The organism is Magnetococcales bacterium (assembly GCA_015231175.1).
Lineage (GTDB): Bacteria > Pseudomonadota > Magnetococcia > Magnetococcales > DC0425bin3 > HA3dbin3.
The window spans coordinates 19,683-41,988 of record JADGBZ010000024.1 but is presented as its reverse complement, the minus strand read 5'-3'; the positions used below and the strand labels follow the sequence as shown (position 1 = coordinate 41,988).

The 22,306-nt window shown below is 58.4% G+C and carries 20 protein-coding genes; 15 read left to right on the top strand and 5 right to left on the bottom strand.

Going from position 1 to position 22,306, the window contains the following annotated elements:
* Positions 1-208: 208 nt before the first annotated feature.
* Positions 209-658 (bottom strand): SsrA-binding protein SmpB, encoded by a 450-nt coding sequence (gene smpB / locus HQL63_07360; GenBank protein MBF0176648.1) that lies wholly within the window; start codon positions 656-658, stop codon positions 209-211.
* Positions 659-1,110: 452 nt separating this feature from the next.
* Between smpB and HQL63_07355 the strand changes: the two genes are divergently transcribed.
* The 4 genes from HQL63_07355 (at position 1,111) to HQL63_07340 (ending at position 4,894) form a co-directional block, all read left to right on the top strand.
* A complete protein-coding gene (locus HQL63_07355) occupies positions 1,111-2,664 on the top strand; it encodes an acyl-CoA carboxylase subunit beta (protein ID MBF0176647.1) in 1,554 nt (517 codons plus the stop codon).
* Between the two features lie 42 nt (positions 2,665-2,706).
* Positions 2,707-3,045, top strand: a complete 339-nt coding sequence (locus HQL63_07350; GenBank protein ID MBF0176646.1) for a hypothetical protein — start codon at positions 2,707-2,709, stop codon at positions 3,043-3,045.
* A gap of 44 nt (positions 3,046-3,089) precedes the next feature.
* Positions 3,090-3,497: a biotin/lipoyl-binding protein gene (locus tag HQL63_07345; protein ID MBF0176645.1), complete on the top strand. Its 408-nt coding sequence runs from the start codon at positions 3,090-3,092 to the stop codon at positions 3,495-3,497.
* Positions 3,498-3,673: 176 nt separating this feature from the next.
* Positions 3,674-4,894 carry a sodium ion-translocating decarboxylase subunit beta gene (locus HQL63_07340; GenBank protein MBF0176644.1) on the top strand — a complete coding sequence of 407 codons (1,221 nt, stop codon included), beginning with the start codon at positions 3,674-3,676 and terminating at the stop codon, positions 4,892-4,894.
* 218 nt (positions 4,895-5,112) lie between these two features.
* Here the strand turns inward: HQL63_07340 and HQL63_07335 are convergent, their stop codons facing one another.
* From HQL63_07335 to HQL63_07325, 3 genes are all read right to left on the bottom strand, one after another.
* Complete coding sequence (locus tag HQL63_07335) at positions 5,113-6,513, bottom strand: DUF2029 domain-containing protein (GenBank protein ID MBF0176643.1); 1,401 nt, start codon at positions 6,511-6,513, stop codon at positions 5,113-5,115.
* The gene (ruvA, locus tag HQL63_07330) at positions 6,510-7,118 is read right to left on the bottom strand and encodes a Holliday junction branch migration protein RuvA (GenBank protein ID MBF0176642.1); all 609 of its coding nucleotides are present in this window, start codon (positions 7,116-7,118) and stop codon (positions 6,510-6,512) included. The genes HQL63_07335 and ruvA overlap by 4 nt, the downstream gene beginning before the upstream one ends.
* A 356-nt stretch (positions 7,119-7,474) precedes the next feature.
* A complete protein-coding gene (locus HQL63_07325) occupies positions 7,475-7,984 on the bottom strand; it encodes a tRNA (cytidine(34)-2'-O)-methyltransferase (protein ID MBF0176641.1) in 510 nt (169 codons plus the stop codon).
* 187 nt (positions 7,985-8,171) lie between these two features.
* Here HQL63_07325 and petA point away from each other — a divergent pair, with 187 nt between their 5' ends.
* Genes petA through HQL63_07310 form a run of 3 tightly spaced genes read left to right on the top strand, consistent with a single transcriptional unit; the run spans position 8,172 to position 10,796 of the window.
* Positions 8,172-8,708, top strand: coding sequence for a ubiquinol-cytochrome c reductase iron-sulfur subunit (gene petA, locus HQL63_07320; protein ID MBF0176640.1), 537 nt, complete (start codon positions 8,172-8,174; stop codon positions 8,706-8,708).
* A gap of 48 nt (positions 8,709-8,756) precedes the next feature.
* On the top strand, positions 8,757-9,950 hold the full coding sequence (locus HQL63_07315) for a cytochrome b/b6 (GenBank protein MBF0176639.1): 1,194 nt from the start codon (positions 8,757-8,759) through the stop codon (positions 9,948-9,950).
* A gap of 18 nt (positions 9,951-9,968) precedes the next feature.
* On the top strand, positions 9,969-10,796 hold the full coding sequence (locus tag HQL63_07310) for a hypothetical protein (GenBank protein ID MBF0176638.1): 828 nt from the start codon (positions 9,969-9,971) through the stop codon (positions 10,794-10,796).
* Between the two features lie 190 nt (positions 10,797-10,986).
* Here the strand turns inward: HQL63_07310 and HQL63_07305 are convergent, their stop codons facing one another.
* Positions 10,987-11,634 (bottom strand): bifunctional (p)ppGpp synthetase/guanosine-3',5'-bis(diphosphate) 3'-pyrophosphohydrolase, encoded by a 648-nt coding sequence (locus tag HQL63_07305; protein ID MBF0176637.1) that lies wholly within the window; start codon positions 11,632-11,634, stop codon positions 10,987-10,989.
* A gap of 249 nt (positions 11,635-11,883) precedes the next feature.
* Between HQL63_07305 and HQL63_07300 the strand changes: the two genes are divergently transcribed.
* The 8 genes from HQL63_07300 (at position 11,884) to cobM (ending at position 22,225) form a co-directional block, all read left to right on the top strand.
* Positions 11,884-14,214, top strand: coding sequence for an RNA-binding transcriptional accessory protein (locus HQL63_07300; GenBank protein ID MBF0176636.1), 2,331 nt, complete (start codon positions 11,884-11,886; stop codon positions 14,212-14,214).
* Between the two features lie 113 nt (positions 14,215-14,327).
* The gene (locus HQL63_07295) at positions 14,328-14,903 is read left to right on the top strand and encodes a ribosome maturation factor RimP (GenBank protein ID MBF0176635.1); all 576 of its coding nucleotides are present in this window, start codon (positions 14,328-14,330) and stop codon (positions 14,901-14,903) included.
* A 22-nt stretch (positions 14,904-14,925) separates the two neighbouring features.
* On the top strand, positions 14,926-16,476 hold the full coding sequence (nusA, locus tag HQL63_07290; GenBank protein MBF0176634.1) for a transcription termination/antitermination protein NusA: 1,551 nt from the start codon (positions 14,926-14,928) through the stop codon (positions 16,474-16,476).
* Entirely contained in the window at positions 16,418-17,065 is a 648-nt protein-coding gene (locus HQL63_07285) for a DUF448 domain-containing protein (protein ID MBF0176633.1), read from the top strand. The genes nusA and HQL63_07285 overlap by 59 nt, the downstream gene beginning before the upstream one ends.
* 66 nt (positions 17,066-17,131) lie before the next feature.
* Positions 17,132-20,296, top strand: a complete 3,165-nt coding sequence (infB, locus tag HQL63_07280; GenBank protein ID MBF0176632.1) for a translation initiation factor IF-2 — start codon at positions 17,132-17,134, stop codon at positions 20,294-20,296.
* Positions 20,297-20,316: 20 nt separating this feature from the next.
* Positions 20,317-20,580, top strand: a complete 264-nt coding sequence (locus HQL63_07275; GenBank protein MBF0176631.1) for a DUF503 domain-containing protein — start codon at positions 20,317-20,319, stop codon at positions 20,578-20,580.
* A complete protein-coding gene (gene rbfA / locus HQL63_07270; GenBank protein MBF0176630.1) occupies positions 20,577-20,957 on the top strand; it encodes a 30S ribosome-binding factor RbfA in 381 nt (126 codons plus the stop codon). The genes HQL63_07275 and rbfA overlap by 4 nt, the downstream gene beginning before the upstream one ends.
* A 494-nt stretch (positions 20,958-21,451) precedes the next feature.
* Complete coding sequence (gene cobM / locus HQL63_07265) at positions 21,452-22,225, top strand: precorrin-4 C(11)-methyltransferase (protein MBF0176629.1); 774 nt, start codon at positions 21,452-21,454, stop codon at positions 22,223-22,225.
* The last annotated feature ends 81 nt before the right edge of the window (positions 22,226-22,306 follow it).

The window sequence follows — 22,306 nt, the reverse complement described above, 5'->3', positions numbered from 1 at the left end:
AAAAACTGGGATGGAGGTCCAGGAGGAAGGGCTGTGCCCTTCCTCCTGGCGGGGTTCGGGGCGAAGCCCTGACAAAGGCTTACATGTCCTCCTGGCGGGGTTTGGGGCGGAGCCCTGACAAAGGCTTACATGTCCTGGCTTTTCTTGCAGAAACCGCAGTCCTGGCCATGGTTTTTATGGGGAGGCAGGAGGAAGAGCAACTGCCGTATCAACCATTTTTCAACCAGCGCTCTTTTTCTCGTTGCCAGTCCCGATCACGCTCGGTGGCACGTTTGTCATGGAGTTTTTTGCCACGGCACACGCCGAGGTCCAATTTGGCCCGGCCATCCTTCCAATAGGCCTTCAAGGGGATCAGGGTCAGTCCCTTCTCCTGGGTCACGCCGATCAGGCGTTGCAGCTCGCGTTTGTGGACCAGGAGCTTGCGGGTGCGCAGGGGGTCGTGGTTGTGAATGTTTCCCTGGGCATAGTGGGGAATGTTGGCATTGAGCCAGACCAACTCTTCAGCCTGGATGATGGCATAGGAGTCGCTGAGGTTGAGTTTGCCGGTGCGCATGGATTTGACTTCGGTACCCACCAGCATGATGCCCGCTTCCAGATTTTCCAGAATTTCGTAGTTGAAGCGGGCCTTGCGATTTTCTGCGATTATTTTGATGCCCATGGGGTGAACCTGTGTGGTTGGAAGGGCGGCGTTGGCTTGGCGGACCGGTTCGCTGTCGGTCCCGGCCATGCAGGCGCGGCAGGTGCCCGAGGCACGACAGCTCCAAGCGTCATCGCAGAGAATACAGGTCCGCAACGTCGCCGACCAGCTTTTAACAGCTTCAGGTGGAAGGGGAGGGATATATTTTATATTTTAAAATATAGTATTGAGAGATGAACGGCCAGATTGTTTTATCTTATTGAAAATGAAACAAAACGAAAGAAACTGTCAAAAACGGGCAACATGAGGGATTGCACACTCGATGGCTTGTATATTACAGTCCCGCGATTCTTGAAAGACCGAGTGCTTGGGCGGGTGAGGGAGTAGCGTGCCAGCCCCGGCCTTTACGACAATCGGGCCGACCTGAACACGGGACGGCTTCCCCCCAGCTCTTTAGACGGGAATCAAGGGACATGAGCATATCCCAAAAAGCCCTGGAGACTCTCCAGAAACGCCGTGAAGCTATTCTGACGGCTGGCGGCAAGGAAAAAGTCGCCCAGCGACACGCCAAAGGTCAGTTGACCGCTCGGGAACGCTTGGACACCCTCTTTCAGGAGGGCACGTTCCAGGAGATCGGAACCCACATCCAGCACACCTGCACCCATTTTGGCATGGGCGGGAAGGAGATCCCGGCTGATGGGGTGGTGGTGGGGACCGGTTTTGTGGAAAACCGCCAGGTGGCCGCTGTCAGCCAGGACTTTTCCGTCATGGCGGGCACGCTGGGCAAGATGCATGCCCAGAAGATTGTGCAGGCCATGCTCTATGCCCAGCGCATGGGCATCCCCGTGGTGGCCTTCAAAGATTCCGGCGGCGCCCGCATCCAGGAAGGGGTCGATGCCCTCTCCGGGTATGGCCAGGTGTTTTACCAGAACGTCATCCTGTCGGGCGTCGTGCCCCAGATCGCGGTGATTCTCGGGCCCTGCGCCGGTGGCGCATCCTACTCGCCGGCCCTGATGGATTTCATCATCATGACCCGGCAGAATGCTCAGATGTTCATCACCGGACCCCAGGTGATCAAATCGGTCACGGGCCGGGATTGCACCATGGATGAAATCGGCAGCGCCGAAATTCATGCCACGGTCAGCGGCAATGTTCACGTGGTGGCCGATGATGACCGGCATGCCATCCAGTTGGTCAAGCAGCTCCTGAGTTACCTCCCCTCCAACAACACCCAGGATCCTCCGCACAAGCCCTGGGCCGACCTGGATCTCTCCGATGACTCGGAGATGAACGCTCTGGTTCCGGATGATCCGAAGTCCGCCATGGATGTCAAGGACATTATCAAGCGGTTGGTGGACGGTGGTGAGTATTTTGAAATTCACGCCGGATTCGCCCGCAACCTGGTGGTTTGCTTTGCCCGCATCCAGGGCATCGTGGTGGGGATCATCGCCAATCAGTCCAAGGAACAGGCTGGTTGTCTCGATATCGACGCCTCGGACAAGGGGTCGCGCTTCATCCGCTTCTGCAACGTTTTCAACATCCCCGTTGTCAACCTGGTGGATGTTCCGGGCTTTTTGCCGGGTGTCGAACAGGAACGGGGCGGCATCATCCGGCATGGCGCCAAGATGCTTTTCGCTTATGCTTCGGCCACAGTGCCCAAGCTGACCGTCATTCTGCGCAAAGCCTATGGCGGCTCCTATCTGGCCATGTGCAGCCCGGAGATGGGGGCCGATGTGGTCTATGCCTGGCCCAACGCCGAGATTGCCGTGATGGGCGCCGAGGGGGCTGTGAATCTGCTCTATGGCAAGGAGTTGAAGGACGCCGCCGACAAGAAAGCCAAGACGGCGGAGCTGGTCCAGGACTATCGCGACAACTTTGCCTCGCCCTACCTTTCGGCGGCGCGGGGTTACGTCACGGATGTCATCGAGCCGTCCCAGACCCGGGCGTTTCTGGCCCTCTCCCTGCGCAAGTCCATGAACAAGCGGGAACTGCGTCCCCTCAAGAAGCATGGCAACATTCCGCTTTGATGTTGGCCAAGGTGGCGTCAATTCCCTCGGGAGTATTGAATCATGAGCATTTCGGATGTCATCTATAGAGCCCTGACGGCCTACGCCCTGTTGATCGTGATCGGCTTTATCGTGGCCACCATGATCAAGGTGATCGTCTCTGTCTTGTCCAAAGGGCCGAAGACCACGGCAGTTGCCGCCCCCCGGGTCGCGGCGCCCGAACCGGTAACGCCAGCCCCCCAGGGTCCGCCCTTGCACCATCTGGTGGCGATCGCCGCTGCCGTCTATGCCGTGGACCGCCGGATGCGCATCATTCATCTCCAATCTGACAGCGGTATCGATCTCTCCTGGACTTCGGTGGGACGGGCCATGCACCAGGCCTCCCATCAGGTCCGCCGTTAGCCCAAAGCTCCCACATCCAGGAATCTACCAGGACGGAAAATGCAATGGAAAGAAAACTGCGCATCACCATTGAAGGAACCCAATACGAAGTTCATGTCCAGGATATCACAGAGGACAATACCCTCTATCCCTCCCCCGGTCTGCGCGCCGACACCCCCGTCGCCAAACCAGCCGTGACGCCTGCCAAAGCCTCTGCCGCCCCCAAGCCCGCCCCCAAGGCCGCCGCCGCTTCCGCCGGCGAGGCCGATCTGCTTGCCCCCATTGGCGGCGTGGTCGCCAGAATCCTGGTCACCGAAGGCCAACAAGTAGCCAAAGGAGACAAGGTTGTCTTCCTGGAGGTCATGAAACAGAAAAACGAAATCCTCGCACAACGTGCGGGAACGGTCAAAAATATTGCCTGCAAAGAGGGAGATGCCGTGGAAGTCGGCGACCGTCTGCTCTCCATCGTTTGATCTTCTGGGCTGGAATGAGACGAACAGCGATGTGATGACGCCCCTTTGTGGCTTCCTTGCATTCCCGGAACCGTTGTTCCACGGGAGGCCAAGGTGTAACAAAGAGGGGTTCTGATGGTGACGCAAAAAAGTCGCTCTCTTCAGGAGACCACAAAGTGAATCTCGATATCCTTAACATGTTCCAGGGTATTGCTACCCTGGCTGACTCCTTCCAGCACAACCCGAAGATCGCCTTCATGCGCATCTTTCTCATTTTGCTGGGTGGCCTGTTGATGTATCTGGGCAAAAAAGGTGTCCTGGAGCCCCTGCTGATGATTCCCATGGGCCTGTCCATGTCCACCATCAATGCGGCGGTCATGTTCGTGCCCGACTACATGAACGTCCCCGTGCAGGGAAAACATGGCACCTTGTTTGTCAATCCGCTGATCTCGGAGACAAACCAGTTGATGAACATTGTGCAGATCGACTGGTTGCAGCCAATCTACACCTTCACCTTCTCCAACGGTCTGATCGCCTGCCTTGTCTTCATGGGAATCGGTTCACTCCTGGATGTCGGTTTCGTTATGGCCCGGCCATACCAGAGCATGTTTTTGGCCATCTGCGGCGAGATCGGAACCATCATCGCCATTCCCATCGGGGTCATGATGGGACTCGATCCCAATGCCTCCGTGGCCACAGCCGTCATTGGCGGCGCCGACGGTCCCATGGTCCTCTTCGCTTCACTGCTCCTGGCCAAGCAATATTTCGTTCCGATCACTGTCGTCGCCTACCTCTATCTGGGTTTGACCTATGGTGGGTATCCTTACCTGATCAAGCTGTTGGTGCCTCGTCACATTCGCGGCATCGCCATGCCGCCCGAGAAGCGCACGCCCATCACCTCCGATCAAAAAATCATCTTCGCCGTCATCAGTTGTGTCCTTTTGTCACTGCTCTTCCCCGTGGCGGGTCCGTTGTTCCTCTCGCTCTTTCTGGGTGTGGTCATCCGTGAATCGGGCCTTGTGGATTTCGTCAAGCTTTTCCAGGGCGTTTTTCTCTATGGCGCCACCTTTTTCCTGGGTATGACCCTGGGCGTCCTGTGCGAGGCCAGCACCCTCCTGAATCCCGATGTCTTCATTCTGCTGGTGCTGGGAATCACCGCCTTGACCTTCTCGGCTATCGGCGGCATCGCGGGTGGCTATGTCCTCTACTTCATGAGTGGCAAAAAATTCAACCCGGTCATTGGCATCGCAGCCGTGAGCTGTGTGCCCACCACGGCCAAGGTTGCCCAAAAAGTGGTCACCAGTGCGAATCCAAGCGCCATCATCCTGCCTCAGGCGCTGGGGGCCAACATCAGCGGCGTGATCACGACAGCCATCTTGACCGGGGTGCTTATTACCCTGATGGGGGGCATCAAGTAATCACGTTATCCGCAGACGCCCGGTAAACGGGCGCACATACAGGAAAAGGCGGTCGCATCCCGGTGGGGCGACCGCCATTTTTGTTTCGGTATTCGGTGACTGTTCCGCACTCTTTCAAGAAAAGCTCGGGTTTGAAAGCCTTTGTCAGGGCTTCGCCCCGAACCCCACCAGGGCGCTGCCCTGGACAAAGCCAGGGAGCCAGCCCCCTGGACCCCGTTTCATGGCTTGGTTTCCTGGCCACTCACCTTCATCAAGATACCGACCCAGGCTGGTAGCCAGGAGAAGGCCAGCAAGGTGACTCTTGTGGCATGCAGGATAACAATGATCACCGAGTGCTCCTGCATGGCCGGCATGGAGCGCAAGGTTATGATCAACTGTCCAATCAGATCGGAAGCACAAATCAGGGTGAGCAACCCCAACAGACGGAGTGACCGTGTTTTTGCATCGATCAACAAAAGACCGGGAACGGCCAGGATGACAAGATAGTGCAACCAGATCAATGGCATGAACAGGGTAGAAACAATCAGGGCCAAAGCCATCATGATGCTGGCATCAGCCATGATGGCTTGCAGGGTGTCCAACAGGCTGAGTGCAGGTAAACCTGGGTTGGCCAGGTGGGCATGACGCTCTCGCCGCATTCGTGCAAGCAACGCCAGGCCGAGTGTCAGGGTCAGGAAGAGCCATGACATTTTCGTCAAGGTTTCCGGGGGCATGCTGGTAAAATCTTGCATGTAGGCATGCACCGACAGATTTCCAAATTTTACGGGACTCCAGATGGCAATGTTGCCATGTACATCTCCGGCGAGGGTTCTGTGGTACCAATCCAGCCAGATGGTCGCCGAGTCAAGCTGAATCATGGGAAAGATCAGGAACGACAAAAGCAGGAGGAGCGTGCCCAGGAGTGTGGGTACCATGCGGCGCCAGCCGAGCCGGGCCAGTATATGCAGAAACATGCAGGGAAAAATCAGGAAAATATTGGGTTTCAATAAGGCGAAAAAGGCGGCCAGGCCCAGAATGATGGTCGGTATTCCGGGCAGGTGGGATACTTTTCCGGGGGTGAGCAGGCTACAGAAGTACAAGATGAGACAAATGCCAAAAAATTGCACCAGATTGATGTTGCCCATGAGGAAATCCGAAGACACAGGCAGAAAGAGAACCAACATGGCGATACCGGTCATGAAAGCTGCCGACCCATTTCTGGTCAAGGTGCGCTCCAGAAGCAGTATGCCCGCCATGAACAGCAGCGCTTTGCCAAAGGAGAACCATAAAAAAGCCTGGGAGTAGTCCGGCAGGCTGACCAGGCTCCAGAGGGCGAACAGGAGGGGGGTTCCCGCAAATTCGAGGGAAGCGCGTCGGTACTGATTGACAGTTTTCAAGCGCGGGTCGGGAGAAGTGCGGTCCACGAGGGCATTCAAAAAAGCCTGTATGGTTTTTTCCTGACGATAGACGTTGGCATTCGGAATCTGGCCGCTTTTCAGGGCCAGACCCGTGCCCCAGTATTGATAGAAGTCGATTCCTGCGGCGTTGTCGAAGTGATTGCCAAAGCGGCCCACGACCACGATCAGCAGGGCGAACGCAATATAAAACTTGCGAGGAACGTGGACAGAGGCGGCGCTCATGACGAAAGATCCTTCAAGGCAAGACGCAGGGCATCTTCCAACCGGGTGACATCGTTGGTGAGAGTGCGGCGCAGGGTTTGTTCCACCTGTAGGGGTTTGAAACCCAGGTTGATCAGGGCCGAGGTCAACTCGTTGCGCAACAGCCCTGGGGAGGGGGTGGCAGCGGTCTGGTTGCGCGGAGCGCTGGGCAGCGATCCGGCCACTCCGGCGACCTTCTCCTTCAACTCCAGGGCCAGGCGTTGTGCGCTCTTTTTGCCGATACCCGGCACGCGGCTGAGGGTGTTGATATCCTCGTTGGCCAAGGCTTCCACGATGGTGGCTGGCGCAAGTGTGGAGAGGATGGCCAGGGCCAGGCGACCTCCAACCCCGGAGACCCCTGTCAGCAGATTAAAGAGGTTTTTCTCTTCCAGGGTGGCAAAACCGTAGAGGTGGAACGCATCCTCCCGGACGTAGGTGACGGTCCAGACAACCGTGGCTTCTCCCACACCGGGCAGTCCCGCGTAGGTGGAAAAGGGGATGAAGACCCGATATCCGACCCCTCCGACATCCACGACAATCTGGTTGGGCTGCTTTTCCGCCAACGTGCCACACAAACGTGCGATCATGGTAACTGTTCAACGCCCCTTCAAGAAGAGCATGGATAATTGTCCGGTACCCAACAACGCATCGAATTCCAGGGGGCTGGCTCTCTGGCAGGGCCTGAGACGGTGTCCTGGTAGGTTTGGGGCGAAGCCCTGACAAAGGCTTTCACAGCCCATTTTTTCTTGAGAGGGTGGTGAACAGTGACCGGTACGTCAAGCTAAAAAAACTGGTCACTATTCACCACCCGGCGACGAATCGGGGTCCAGGGGGCTGGCTCCCTGGCAGATCCAGGACAGAGTCCTGGTGGGGTTCGGGGCGAAGCCCTGACAAAGGCTTTCATGTCCAAGTTTTTTTTGGAAGGGTGCTGAATAGTCACCCATCAGGCAAGGTTGGGAAAGGTGTTTTGTCGCAGGGCTTCATAAAGGACCACCGACACGGCATTGGCCAGATTCAGGCTGCGCGCTGTACCCAACATGGGAATACGCACCAGATGGGGCTGGAGTTGCGTCCGGATATCCACCGGCAACCCGGATCCTTCGGAGCCGAACAGGAGCCGGTCTCCGGGACGGAAGGCGCAGGTTGTGTAGGGTTGGTCGCCGTGGGTGGACAGGGCGTACAAAGGCGCTCCACCGGGGTGTGTCGCCCAATAGCTGGGCCAGTCATCATGACGCACCACCTGACTCAGATGGCGGTAGTCCATTCCCGCCCGCCGCACGCCAGCGGCGTCCAGACGAAATCCCAGCGGTCCCACCAGATGCAGCACCGTTCCGGTTGCTGCACACAAACGCATGATATTTCCGGTGTTTTGTGGGATTTCCGGGCACATGAGAATGACATGAAAAGGGGCGGTTGCACCCGGCCCGGGTTTTTGTTCGGCATGTGTCACCATGCGCTCGTCTCCTTTCCGGGGGCGGGGTCACCAAAAGGGGTTGACGCTCTGCCCTTGTTCTGGAATATTAGCTCCTCCTTATTGATCTTTTCCATTCCCTCGACAAGTCGATCTGAAAGCGCCGGTTCGTTTTTTTTTAGAAGTCAAAATCCCCCAACAGCCGTTTGCATATCCCACGGGGAGGTCAATGGAGCCCATGGTCACCCAGCAAGAAGAGAGCCGCCGGGATTTTCTCATCCTGGCTACCGGCGCGGTCAGTGCAGTAGGCGTTGCAGGCGCCTGCTGGCCGTTCATCCAGTCCTGGAGTCCCACTGCCGACGTTTTGGCCCAGGCCACGACCGAAGTGGATCTCAAAAGCATCGAGGAAGGACAGATGATCACGGTCCCTTGGCAGGGCAAGCCCGTTTTCATCCTGCATCGAACTGCCGCCCAGATCAAAGCGGCACACGACGACGACAATGCATCCATGACCGATCCAGAGAGAGACGCCGATCGGACGACCAAGCCTGAGTGGCTTGTCCTTGTGGCGCTCTGCACGCATCTGGGTTGCGTTCCGCAGCCTGTCGGGTCCGGTGACTATGGTGGTTTTCTCTGCCCCTGCCATGGCACCCACTACGACACCTCCGGACGTGTCCGGAAAGGTCCAGCACCTAAAAATCTTCCCGTGCCTCATTACGAGTTCAAGGGTCAGCATACCCTCGTGATCGGCAAGGCGGTCGCCTGACGGCGTTCCGGTTGAGTTGAAGGAGGCCAACCCGTGTTTAAATCTATCATGGAATGGGTCGATGCGCGTCTTCCCGTCACCGACCTCATCAAGAGTCAGGCTACTGAGTATCCTACCCCGAAAAATTTGAATTATTGGTGGAATTTTGGGTCTTTGGCCTTGTTTGTACTCATCATTCAACTGGCCACGGGAATTTTTCTGGCCATGCATTACAAGCCCGATGCCGTCAAGGCGTTCGACTCTGTCGAACACATCATGCGTGATGTCAATTGGGGTTGGCTTCTTCGCTACATGCATGCCAATGGTGCCACTTTCTTTTTCATCATGGTTTACATCCATATTCTGCGTGGCATGTACTATGGCTCGCACCGCAAGCCTCGGGAGATTCTCTGGTGGTTCGGAGTCATCATTTTCTTTGTGTTGATGGCCACGGCCTTCATGGGGTATGTCCTTCCTTGGGGCCAGATGTCCTATTGGGGGGCCTCGGTCATCACCAACCTCGTCTCCGCCGTTCCTGTGGCTGGTGAAGACCTGGTCATTTGGGTGTGGGGCGGCTTCTCCGTGGGTGATCCCACTCTCAACCGTTTCTTTGTGCTGCATTTCCTGTTGCCGTTTGTGGTGTTTGGTCTGGTTATTTTGCATCTTTGGGCGCTGCATGCCGTCCACTCCAACAACCCGGACGGCATTGACCTGGATCACAAGGACACCATTCCTTTTCACCCCTACTTTACCGTCAAGGATCTTTACGGGGTTGGGGTCTTTTTGATCGTCTTCTGTGCTTTTGTCTTCTTTGCCCCCAATTTTTTCGGGGAGCCGGACAACTACATTGAAGCCAACCCCATGCAGACTCCGGCCCACATTGTGCCAGAGTGGTATTTCCTTCCCTTTTATGCCATCCTGCGCTCCATTGACTTTCTTGGGCCGTACAGCAAACTTGCCGGAGTGATTGCCATGGGCGGCTCCATTGCCATCTTGTTTCTGCTGCCCTTTCTGGATCGTTCTCCGGCCCGCTCGTTTCGGTATCGGCCCATCAGCCAGGTTTTGTTCTGGATTTTCCTGGTCGATTCATTTGTTCTGGGATGGGTTGGCTACAACCCTGCCGATGCCACGGTTTTCGGCGGCATGCCCATCGTCTATGTCGGTCGCGGGGGTACGGCTGTCTACTTCGGTTACTTCCTGTTGCTCTGGTTCATCACCGTCACAGGCATCGAAAAACCCCGGCCTTTGCCCAAGAGCCTTTGAGGGGAGGAGCGAGCAATCATGAACACGCATACCATCAAGGCCGCGCTCATCGCCGTGGCCGTGATCATTCCCCAGTCGCTCTTTGCCTCTTCCGGGGGTGCGCCCCTGCCGAAGGAGGATTGGAGTTTCACCGGCATCTTCGGTCAGTTTGACAACAAGGCCCTCAAGCGTGGCGCCAAGGTGGCCACCGAGGTTTGCCTCGGTTGCCACTCGCTCAAATATATCAAGTTTGACGCATTGCGTGCGTTCGGTTTCACCGAGGTGGAGATTGATAAAATGGCCTCGGCGCAGGGCCGCACCAAGAAAGACAAAATGCTCTCCGCCATGGAGCCGGCAGCGGCCAAGGAGTCGTTCGGAACCTTGGTGCCCGATCTGTCCCTCATGACCAAGGCGCGCAAGGGTTATGAAGATTATGTTTATGGCCTCCTGACCGGCTACATCAAGCCTGAAGAGGTTGAGCTTGCTAGGCGCGTTGTGGCTGACGGTCAACTCTCCGAAGAAGAGCTCAAGGAGGTGGCCAGCAGCCTTCATTTGGATCGGCACCATCCGGAGAAGGTCAAAGAGACTCTGGAAAAGATCGTCAAGGGGGATCAGTTCAACCGGTATTTCCCGGGCAACTTCCTGGCCATGCCGCAGCCTCTTTCCGCCGGCCAGGTGGAGTACACCGATGGCACCGAGAACACCCTGCCGCAAATGGCGCGCGACGTGGTGACCTTCATGGCCTGGGCGGCAGAGCCCACTGTGTCGGAACGGAAGTCTACCGGTTTCAAAGTCATGATCTACCTGTTTATCTGGACCGCCATGCTCTATGCGGTCAAGCGGCGCATCTGGGCGCGGGTGCATTAAGACCGTTTTTACTGCCTTGGGATTGGTTTACGTAACAGACCCCGATGGGTTTTCCATCGGGGTCTGTTGTTGATTGGGGTCCAGGGAGCTGGATCCTGGTGCCAAAAAGCGATCATGGCCTCGGGTGTGCCCGCATCACGTGCGATTGCCTTGGAAAGGGGGCTGGAAGGTCACCCTTGATCAATCGTAACTATTCACCACCCGGCCACGAATCGGAGTCCAGGGGGCTGGCTCCCTGGCGGGTCCAGGGCAGAGCCCTGGTGGGGTTCGGGGCGAAGCCCTGACAAAGGCTTTCCTGTCCAGGCTTTTCTTGCAAGGGTGGTGAATAGTTACGATCAATCAAGTTATCCAGGTGGTTCTCCAGAAAGGGGTTGCTGCCACGTATCGGTTCCATGACCTGTCGGCACCACAGCAGATATTCCTGGCAGCGCTGCGCAGACCAGCCGAGGGGTGGTTTTTCCAGGAGGTCGGCCACGTTACAGCACATGTCGGCCAGTTTCAGGGTTTTGGCCCGCAGGGATTTTTCGCCCATTTTTTCGATCTGGAGCTGTTTGCGTGTGGCCTTGGGCAGGGATTTGTCGTCAGTGACCTCCTGAACCAGCCGGGCGACTGTCTCACCAAAATGTTGTGTCAGTTCATCCACCGTGGTGGGGGTATCCTCCAGGGTGTCGTGCAGGAGACCGCCTTGCAGCGTGAGCAGGTCGGTGACTTTTCCCACCCGGACCAAAATTTCCGCGACGGCGATGGGATGATTGATGTAGGGTGTCACCCCATCCTTGCGCTTTTGCAGACGGTGTTTGCCTGCCGCAAAATGCAATGTCCTCAACAGCCGGTCCATTTCCATGTATCTTTTCGTCCAGCCTGTTTGCCGTACCCGGGATGGCGTCTGTCAAAAATCGTAACCATTCACCGCCCGGCCACACTCGGGATCCAGGGGGCTGGCTCCCAGGCAGGGCCCAAGACGGTGTCCTGGTGGGGTTCGGGGCGAAGCCCTGATAAAACAGATACGGAGCATGTAACCATTCGACATCTCCGTCAAGAAACGTTTGCAACTCGAAACAACTTTTTAGCTGCGGCAGGATGCCCTATGAAATCTATTTCACAACGGATTGCAGAATCGGTCGGGGTACGGGAGAGCCAGATCACGGCGGCCATTGAACTTCTGGATGCCGGAGCGACGGTGCCATTCATTGCCCGCTACCGCAAGGAAGTCACGAACGGCCTGACCGATACCCATCTGCGGCAGATTCAAGAGCGTCTGGGATATTTGCGGGAGATGGACCAGCGCCGCGAGGCCATTCTGAAGAGTTTGCGGGAACAGGAGAAACTGACTTCTGAACTGGAGCATGCCCTTTTGGTTGCCGAAACCCAGACCCGTTTGGAGGATCTTTATCTTCCTTATCGGCCCAAACGCCGCACCAAAGCGGGGGTGGCGCGTGAGGCGGGTCTGGAGCCTCTGGCCATGACGCTCCTGCACCATCCGGAAACCCATCCAGAAACGGCGGCCATGGCTTATGTGAATCCGGAGAAGGGGGTTCCTGACCCGGCGGCTGCCCTGGAAGGGGCGCAGCATGTTTTGTTGGATCACCTGGGCGAGGATCCGGATTTGGTAGGGCGTCTTCGGGAAACGGTGTGGAAAGAGGGGCAATTGACCACACGGGTGGTGAAGGGGCAGGAGGCGGATGGGGCCAAGTTTGCCGACTATTTTGCGTATGCGGAGCGCCTGACCGCTCTGCCGCCGCACCGGATTCTGGCTGTTTTGCGTGGTGTGGCCGAGGGTGTTTTGCGCCTGAGCCTTGAGTTGGAGCAGGACGCCCAAGTCACCGGTACACAATACACCGTATGCGAAGGGCTGCTTGCCGGGCATTTTGGTGTTTGCCAGCGTGGTCGGCCAGCCGATGCTTGGCTGGCCGAGACGGTTCGACTGTGTTGGCGCAAGAAGGTGCGGCCCCATATCGACACCAGCCTCGTGCAACGTCTGACTGAGACGGCACATGCCGAGGCCATCCGGGTTTTTGCCCGGAATTTGCAGGATTTGTTGCTGGCTGCCCCGGCGGGAGGGGTGCCGGTCATGGGTCTGGATCCCGGGCTGCGTACCGGTGTGAAGGTTGCTGTGGTGGATGGAACCGGCAAGGTGGTGGCGACGGCAACCATTCATCCCCACCAACCGCACAACAAGTGGCAGGAGTCCCTGCGGCAATTGGCGGAACTTTGTCGCCGTCACAACGTCAAGCTGATCGGTACTGGCAACGGCACGGCGTCTCGTGAGACGACCCGCCTTGTTGCAGATTTGCAAAAAGCGTTACCTGAATCGGGGCTGACCGGTGTGTTGGTCAGCGAGGCCGGTGCTTCGGTCTACTCGGCTTCGGAATATGCTTCCCAGGAGCTGCCGGAGCTGGATGTGACGTTGCGTGGTGCCGTCTCCATCGCCCGGCGCTTGCAGGATCCACTGGCGGAACTGGTGAAGATCGAGCCCAAAGCCATTGGCGTGGGGCAATATCAGCATGATGTGGAACCGCGCCAATTGGCCGCCGCTCTGGATGGGGTGGTGGAGGATGCGGTCAATGCCGTGGGGGTAGATGTCAATGTGGCCTCGATTCCTTTGCTGGAGCGGGTTTCGGGCCTGAATCGCACCCTGGCCCGCAACATTGTCAGCCGCCGGGATGCAACGGGGCCTTTTCGCAATCGCAAAGAGTTGCTTGCTGTTCCCCGTTTTGGTCCCAAGGCGTTTGAACAGGCTGCCGGTTTTTTGCGTATTCACAACGGGGAGACCCCGCTGGACAACTCTGCCGTTCATCCCGAGTCCTATCCTGTCGTGGAAAAAATAGTCCGGAAAACCGGGCTTGCCCTGGCCCAATTGATCGGCAATCAGCCGGTATTGCGATCTTTGCATCCGAGCCAATTTGTCGATGGTCGCTTTGGCGAACCGACCGTGCAGGATATTTTGCGGGAGCTGGAGAAACCCGGGCGCGACCCACGCCCGGAGTTTCGCACGGCCACCTTTCGGGAAGGGGTGGAGAGTCTGGCCGATTTGCAATCGGGCATGCTTTTGGAGGGGGTGGTGACCAACGTGACCAATTTTGGCGCTTTTGTCGATATCGGCGTTCACCAGGATGGTTTGGTGCATATTTCAGCCATGTCCCGCACTTTTGTCAAAAATCCCCACACTGTGGTCAAGGCTGGTGATGTGGTCAAAGTGCGGGTTGTGGAGGTGGATCACGCCCGTCGTCGCATTGCGCTCAGCATGCTTCTTGATGAAAAACAAACCTGTTCGACGGTCCAGCCGTGCAGCCAGGCAGCACGGCGCCCTGTGCCGACCGGGGGTGCGCCCTTCCGGGAAAAGGAGGAAAAAGGTCAGGGCAGCCTGGCTGTGGCCATGGCCCAGGCCATGCTCCAAACCGGAAAGCGCAAGCGATAAAGGCGTGGACCACCCCGTGCTTCGGGAAAATCGACAAAGGCGGGGTTCTGACCCCTTGGCTTCCGGGTGGAAATACATTATAGTCGGCGTTCGTGTTCTTTGGAGGTGCTCTGTTGTACACGAAGTCGGCTGCTGCCGGCTTTTTTTTTGAGAATGCAGGGTTTTTCCAGGGTTGCCGGATCCTGTCGACAGGGGCGGGTGGAGCGATGTCGGGTGTGGTGGAACGGGTTTTCCAGGTGGCGGAAGAGATTGCCGTGAGTGCGGGCTGCGAAGTGGTGGATGTGGAGTACACCAAGGATGGCCGGGATTGGGTTTTGCGTCTGAGCGTGGACCGCCCTTCCGGCGTGGATCTGGAGCTGTGCGCCACCGTCAGCAGTCGTCTCTCCGGTGCGTTGGATACCCATGATGTCGTACCCGGAAGTTATCGGTTGGAGGTCTCCTCGCCGGGCTTGACGCGGCCCTTGCGCAAGCGTGAGGATTATATTCGGTTCAAGGATCACTTGGTCGTGCTGCGCACCTTTCGCCCTTTGGGGGAGGATGCTGGCAGGCGCAAGTCGTTTCGGGGCATGTTGCGGGGGATGGACGGGAGTGACATCCTTCTGGAAATGGATGGTGACGCCGATCAGGCGCCAAGTGTGCGCATACCGTTTGACCTGATCAGCAAGGCCAATTTGGAAGTCGATTTTTAGGGAGAGCGAGCGGACTGAGGCCATGGCAGGGGAAATCATGCAGGTTGTGGAACAGGTCGCCCGGGAAAAAGGGATCGACCGGCAGATTGTCGTCGACGCGATGGAGACGGCCATATTGACCGCTTCGCGCAAGAGGTATGGCGCCCACAAGAATATCCAGGCACACTTTGACAATCGAACCGGTGAATTTGTCCTGAGTCAGTTGCGGGAGGTGGTGGAGACGGCTGACCAGGTGGATGACGCCGACCTCAGAATTGCCTTGGATGACGCCAGGAAGTTGAATCCCGGCGCCAAATTGGGTGATTTCATCGCCGAGACGTTGCCCGCCATCGAGTTTGGCCGCATCGCCGCCCAGACTGCCAAACAGGTGATCGTCCAGAAGGTGCGCGAAGCGGAACGGGAGCGCATATTCCAGGAGTATGCGGATCGTAAGGGGCAACTGGTCAACGGCCTGGTCAAACGGGTGGAACGCAACAATATCTACGTGGATCTTGGCCGGACTTCAGCCTTTCTGCCCCATGAGGAGCAGTTGCCTCGTGAACACTATCGTCCGGGGGATCGTATCCGGGCCTACATTTACGATGTTCGGGATGCCACCCGGGGGCCACAGGTGATTCTCTCTCGCACCCATCCGGAGATGGTCACCCGCCTGTTTGAGATGGAAGTGCCGGAGATTTATGACGGACTCGTGGAGATCCGTGCGGTGGCGCGTGATCCGGGCTATCGCAGCAAGATTGCCGTGCGTTCCAACGATGCCCATGTGGATCCGGTCGGGGCCTGTGTCGGCATGCGTGGCTCCCGCGTGCAGGGGGTTGTCACCGAGTTGCAGGGCGAACGGATCGACATCATCGAATGGAATGCCGACCCGGCAGTTTTTGTCTGCAATGCTCTGGCGCCGGCGGAAGTCTCCAAGGTGGTGATGGACGAAGAGGAGAAGAGCATCAAGGTGGTGGTCAACGAAGATCAGCTCTCCCTGGCCATTGGTCGGCGTGGACAGAATGTTCGTCTCGCTTCCGACCTGACCGGGTGGCGCATCGATATCATCACCGAGCAGGAGGAGATGAACAGCCGGGCCGAAGAGTTCCATGAGCTGGCCAAAGGGTTCATGACCACTTTGGATATTGATGAGGATGTTGCCGGGGCCTTGATCCAGGAGGGGTTTACCACCAGCGAAGAGGTGGCCTACATCCCGCTTGAGGAGTTGGCCAGCATCGAAGGATTTGATGAGGAGATCGCCAAGGAGTTGCGCAACCGCGCCCGGGATCAACTCTTGCAACAGGCCCTGAAAACCGAGGAGCGCAAAGTGGAACTGGAGATTGACCCGAGGCTGTCGAAGCTCGAAGCCATGCCGGAGGGGATGATTGTTCCGCTGGCCGAAAAGGGCATACGCGATCTGGATGCCCTGGCTGACTTGAGTACCGACGAATTTTTGGAGTTGGTGACCGATACCAAAATGGCCCAAAATGAGATCGAGGCCCTGATTCTTGAAGCGCGGCAAGTGGCAGGATGGTTCGATGAAGGCGAAACGACCAGGCAGAAACCAAAAGGGACAGGAGGGAAAAAAACCAGATAGAGAGCCGGAACGCGGGGCCTTTCGTACCTGTCTGATCAGTCGAACGGTCCACCCGCGTGCGCACCTGCTGAGGTTCGGCGTGGATTCGTTGGGGTGGTTGGCCGAGGATTTGGCAGGGAGCCGGCCAGGGCGCGGGGTGTATATTCAGCCGACCCGGTGCCATGTCGCGGGGTTGGTCCAGCGGCGCGGTTTGTTGCGGCGGTTGGGTTCGCAGCTGCTGCTGCCGGAAGCCGGGGAGTTGCAGGATCGTCTTTCCCTGGCCTTGAAGCGGCGTATGTTGGATGGAATTGGACTGGCCCGTCGCAGCCGGTCGCTCCTGCTGGATGTGTGGGAGATGGAGAGGCTCGTGACGGAGGGTGTCCGCCCTTTTCTGATCGTCGCTGAAGATGCGGAACGTTCCTTGTGCGAAGATGTAGCAACCATGACGGCCCGGCACGGAGTTGACAATCCCACGGAGTTGTTTGACCAGAAGCAGTTGGGAGCGGCCTGCGGGTGCGCGGCGGTCGCTGTGCTGGCCATCCTCCCCGGAGGAGCGCTGCGGCGGGTTCGGGCTGATGCCACCCGATGGCGGACGTTTTACCAGTCGTGAAGGTTTGGAAAAGACAGGGATGGATTTTCCAGCAGGTCAACCAGGACAGCAGTGGAGAAGTATTCGTTGAGAGACGACACCAAGAAGACCGCAGACCAGGATGGGAAGTTGAGTTTGAAGGCCCCGCGCCGGATCGTTCTCAAAAAAACGGTTGAGGGCGGCTCCATAAAACAGAACTTCTCCCATGGCCGCAGCAAGAGCGTCGTTGTGGAGGTGCGCCGCAAGCGGACCTTCATCAAGGCCGGTTCGGGAGCCCCTTCTGATGACCCGACGACACTGCAACCGGCCCACGAAGAGTCCTCCCCCGAAGTCCAGCACGAAGAACAGGGGACGAAGGGCGAAGAGAAGGGGAGGGAACAGCACGTCATCTCCCCCATGACCCAGGAGGAGCGCCGCGTCTTCGAGCAGGAAGCCCTGGTGCGGGAGCCCCCGGAACGGGAAACCCCGAAGCAGGATGCGCCGCCTTCGCCCTCCCCGGAACAAGACCAGCAAACCCGCCCGACGGTTTTACCGCCGGCAGATCTGGAGGTGTCGTCACGGGAGCATGCGTCGCCTGTTGGCAGTGAAGGGGTGGATGGAGAGTTGGGTGCGCCCCAGCCACCCGTGCCCCATCCAACGGAACATCTGGTTGAACAAAAAGAGCTTGTGCCACAGCCTGAAAAGCAACCTGTCGGACAACATAAAGTTGAGCAACCCGGGAGCGAATCGCCCAGGGGGGAGCAGCACAGGGTTGCGCAGCCCCATTTCGAGCAACAGGCCGTGGCCGAAAAATCTGCATTGCCTCACAGAGGAAAGGTGACAACCCTCGAGACCGGAAACACTTCCGATACGGTGGCTGCCAGAAACAAAAAATCGCATCTCGATGGCCCCGCATGGTCATCCGCACCCAGAGCGGGTACGGGCAGTGCCGGCACGGGCAGTGGGAAAGGTGCCAAGGCAGGGGAGAGAGAACGCGATAAAGGGCGAGGACGAGGAAAAGATCGGGTTGCCAGGCCAGGCCAAGTGGAGGTGACGACCGGCTTGATCATGAGCGGGGAGCAGTCCCAGGAGATCTCCCAAACCCAGGAGGAGGAGGCTGTCCCGAAGCTTCTCGCGGGGTTGGCGGTGGAAGCTGTCGATTTGGAAAAGACCGATGGAAAACGCAAGCTGACACGCCTGCAACGCGAAGAGGTGGCGCGCAAAAAGACCGAGGATCTCGTCACCAAGCGGTTGTCCCAGCTCGAAGAGTTGCGCGAACAAAAGCGCCGCATCGAAGAACAGCGAACCCTGGAGGTCGAAGGACAACGTTTGACCCAGAATCGCGAAACTCTGAAAACCAAAGGGAAACGCAAGGGGCGCAAGGGTTCCGGGGCGGCGAGTGGATCTTCCCTTGGTGGAGGTCAGGGTGGCGGTGGTGGCGCGGCTCAGATGCGCGGTGGTCGTGGGGGCCGGGATGAGCGCCGGGTCGAAGGTCCACCGGCTCCCGTGGTGCGGGAGGTGATCATCCCGGAAACCATCACCGTGGCCGAATTGGCCAGCCGCATGGCCGTCAAGTCGTCAAAGGTCATCAAGCTCCTGTTCAGTCAGGGGGTCATGGTGACCATCAACCAGGTTCTGGATCAGGATACGGCCACCCTGTTGGTGGAGGAGATGGGGCATCGCACCAAACAGGTCTCGGTCGGTGCCGATATCGAGGCCGAGTTGGCCGATGCCGGCGATCAGCCGGAAACGCTCGTGGAGCGCTGGCCAGTGGTTACGGTTATGGGACATGTGGATCACGGCAAGACATCCCTACTGGATGCCATTCGCAAGACCAACGTGACGGCTGGGGAGCATGGCGGCATCACCCAGCATATCGGGGCCTATCAGGTCAACATGGCGAGCGGCAAACGTATTACCTTCCTCGACACGCCGGGTCATGCCGCCTTTACGGCCATGCGCGCCCGGGGTGCCAAGGCGACGGATATCGTCGTCCTGGTGGTGGCCGCCGACGATGGCGTCATGCCGCAGACCCAGGAAGCCATCAGTCATGCCAAGGATGCCGGCGTTCCCATCGTGGTGGCGGTCAACAAGATGGATAAACCCAATGCCAACCCGGACCGGGTCATGCAGCAGCTCTCCGAACATGGACTGGTCTCCGAATCGTGGGGCGGCGACACCATTTTTGTTCCGCTCTCCGCCAAGGCGGGTACCGGTGTGGATACCCTTGAAGAGATGATCCTTTTGCAAGCCGAAATGTTGGGGCTCAAGGCCAACCCGGATCGGCGGGCGCGTGGCGTGATCATTGAAGCCAATCTGGACCGTGGCCGTGGGGCCGTGGCCACCTGCTTGGTGCGCAATGGTACCTTGCGGGTGGGTGATGTCTTCGTGGTCGGTCACGAATGGGGCAAAATTCGCGGCCTGCTGACCGACACGGGTGAAAGTGTCCCATCGGCAGGCCCCTCGACTCCGGTGGAGGTGATTGGTCTCTCCGGGATTCCCAAGGCGGGCGACAATCTGGTCGTGGTGCCCGATGAGCGCCGGGCAAGGGAAATCGCCTCCTTCCGGGCGCAGAAGAGCAAGGAGCAGGAGCAGGCCCGCCAATCGCCGGCCAAGCTGGACGATCTGTTCGACCAGATCAAGGAAGGGGAAAAGGCTGATCTGAAGGTGGTGATCAAGGGTGATGTGCAGGGTTCGGTGGAGGCTTTGTCGGATGCCCTGCGCAAGATCGAACATCCCCATGTGCAGGTCACCGTCATTCATATGGGAGTGGGCGGCATCAACGAGTCCGATGTCATGCTGGCTGTTGCCTCCGATGCGGTTGTGGTGGGGTTCAACGTGCGCGCCGATGCCAAGGCCCGTGACCTGGCCAAGCGTGAAAAGGTGGATCTGCGTTTTTACAACGTGATCTACAACCTGGTGGATGACGTTCGGCGTGCCATGGAAGGAATGCTGGAGTCCACCTACAAGGAAAATGTCATCGGCCATGCCCAGGTGCGGGAGTTGTTCCGTATCTCCAAGGTGGGCAATGTGGCGGGATGCATGGTGACCGATGGTGTGGTGCAGCGCAGTGCGTTGGTGCGCCTGTTGCGCAACAGCGTGGTGGTCCATGAAGGAACCATCTCAGCCCTGAAACGCTTCAAGGAGGACGCTCGTGAGGTGCGCGAGGGGGTGGATTGCGGCATCAGTCTGGATAAATTCAGTGACATCAAGGTTGGGGATGTCATTGAGGTTTATCTCCGCGAGGAGGTCCGACCGACCATTGCCGAATGATGCACGTTGGTGTTCTTGAGATGCGTCTGCACCTGCCCGGCGTTCACTCCCTCAAGGAGAAGCGGGGGATTATCAAGGGGTTGTTGGCGCGGGTCCAGCAGAGGTTTGCCGTTGCCGTTGCCGAAGTGGAGCACCAGGACGTGTGGCAGAGCGCCGGGTTGGGTATGGCTGCGGTAGGAAACGATGCTGCGTTGTTGCAGAGTCGGTTGCGCAAGGTGGTTCAGTTTATCGAACGGAGTGGCCAGGTCGTCGTGGCCGATTTTCGGGTGGATGTGATCACATGACTCTCCGCACCGAGCGTGTTCGTGTCCAAATACGGCGGGAGATTGCCACACTCCTGGAGCGTGGCGAGGTCAAGGATCCGCGTTTGACGGGTGTTGTCTCCATCTCCGATGTGGAGGTGAGTCGGGATCTGAGCTATGCCACCGTTTACTTCTCGATCCTGGGGGCAGGCGCCAGCGCCGAAGCGATGGAAGATGCCGGGGCGGCGCTGAATCATGCTGCTGGATTTATCCGCAGTCGCCTGGCGCGCCGCTTGAAAATTCGTCAGATCCCCATCCTGCGTTTCGTCAAGGACAACTCGTTCGAATATGGCAGCCAGATCGATCGATTGTTGCAATCCTTGCATATCCCGCCGGTGGAAGAGAAGGATAAGACTTAAGGATTCTGCACAGCTCCAACGCATCGGGGTCCAGGGGGCTGACTCCCGGGCGGGTCAAGGGCAGCGCTCTTGTGGGTGGAAGGGAAGGACAGGACGTAAAGGGTTCAGCACAGGTCCAACGAATCGGGGTCCAGGGGGCTGGCTCCCTGGCGGGTCAAGGGCAGAGCCCTTGCGGGGTCCGGGGCAGCGCCCCGTTTTGTTTTTGTACGCCCCCCTTCTCCCAGGCCTTTTTTGCGCTGTTTGCAAAAAAGGCCCAAGGGGCGGGCCTTGGTCCGCCTTCTGGCGCGTCTTTTTGCGCCAGAAGGCGGACGCATTGCAGGTTTTCAATCTCAGGGAATGGCAATGGAATGACAATCTGCGTTTTCCGATAGGATCAAGGGGTGATATGATGGGCCTTGTTGGGGCTTCGCCCCAAACCCCACCAAGGGGAAGGGCGCAGCCCTTCCCCTTGGATCCCCATCCCAGTTTTTCAATAGTATTTTTTGGGGCGTTGCATGGCAAAAGTATGGTTTGTGGGAGCTGGTCCGGGAGACCCCGACCTGATCACTGTGCGCGGTCGCGCCCTGCTTGCCCGGGCCGGAGCGGTCCTGTATGCCGGATCCCTGGTCTCGGCTGAACATCTGCACCATCTGCGAGAGGGATGTGCGGTGGCCGACTCCAGCAGCATGACTCTGGAAGAGATGCTCGCCTGGTTGCTGGATCAAGCCAGCCGCCATGCCGAGGTGGTCCGCCTGCAAACAGGAGATCCTGGTCTTTACGGGGCCCTGGCCGAAGTTGCTGGCCCCCTCCGGGCTGCGGGCATCAAGGTGGGGGTGATACCGGGCGTCTCGTCGGCCATGGCTTCGGCGGCGGCGGCGGTGGAGACGCTGACCCTGCCCGAAACCACCCAGACCGTCATTCTCACCCGCGTCGCTGGCCGGACCCCCATGCCTCCCGGGGAACAGCTGCGTGACCTGGCCCGACATCACTGCACCGTGTGCATCTTTCTTTCCGCAACCCTGCTGGAGACGGTGGCCAGCGAACTGACCCATGCGGGTTGGTCGGCCTCCGCCCCGATCCTCGTGGTCCACAAGGCCAGTTGGCCGGGTGAAGAACAAATCATCCGAACCACGGTCGCCCATTTGGCCGAGGCGTGCCAGGAACGAGGACTTCACGGTCAGACCATGATCATTGCCAGTCCGGCTTTGCAAGCGACGCGCCCGGAGCAACCGCAAGCCATGCGGTCGCGGCTCTACGATCCGACTTTTTCCCACGGCTACCGCCCATGAGCTGGTTTGAGGAAAGCTGACAAATCGGGGTCCAGGGGGCTGGCTCCCTGGCAGGTCCAGGACGGAGTCCTGGTGGGGGTT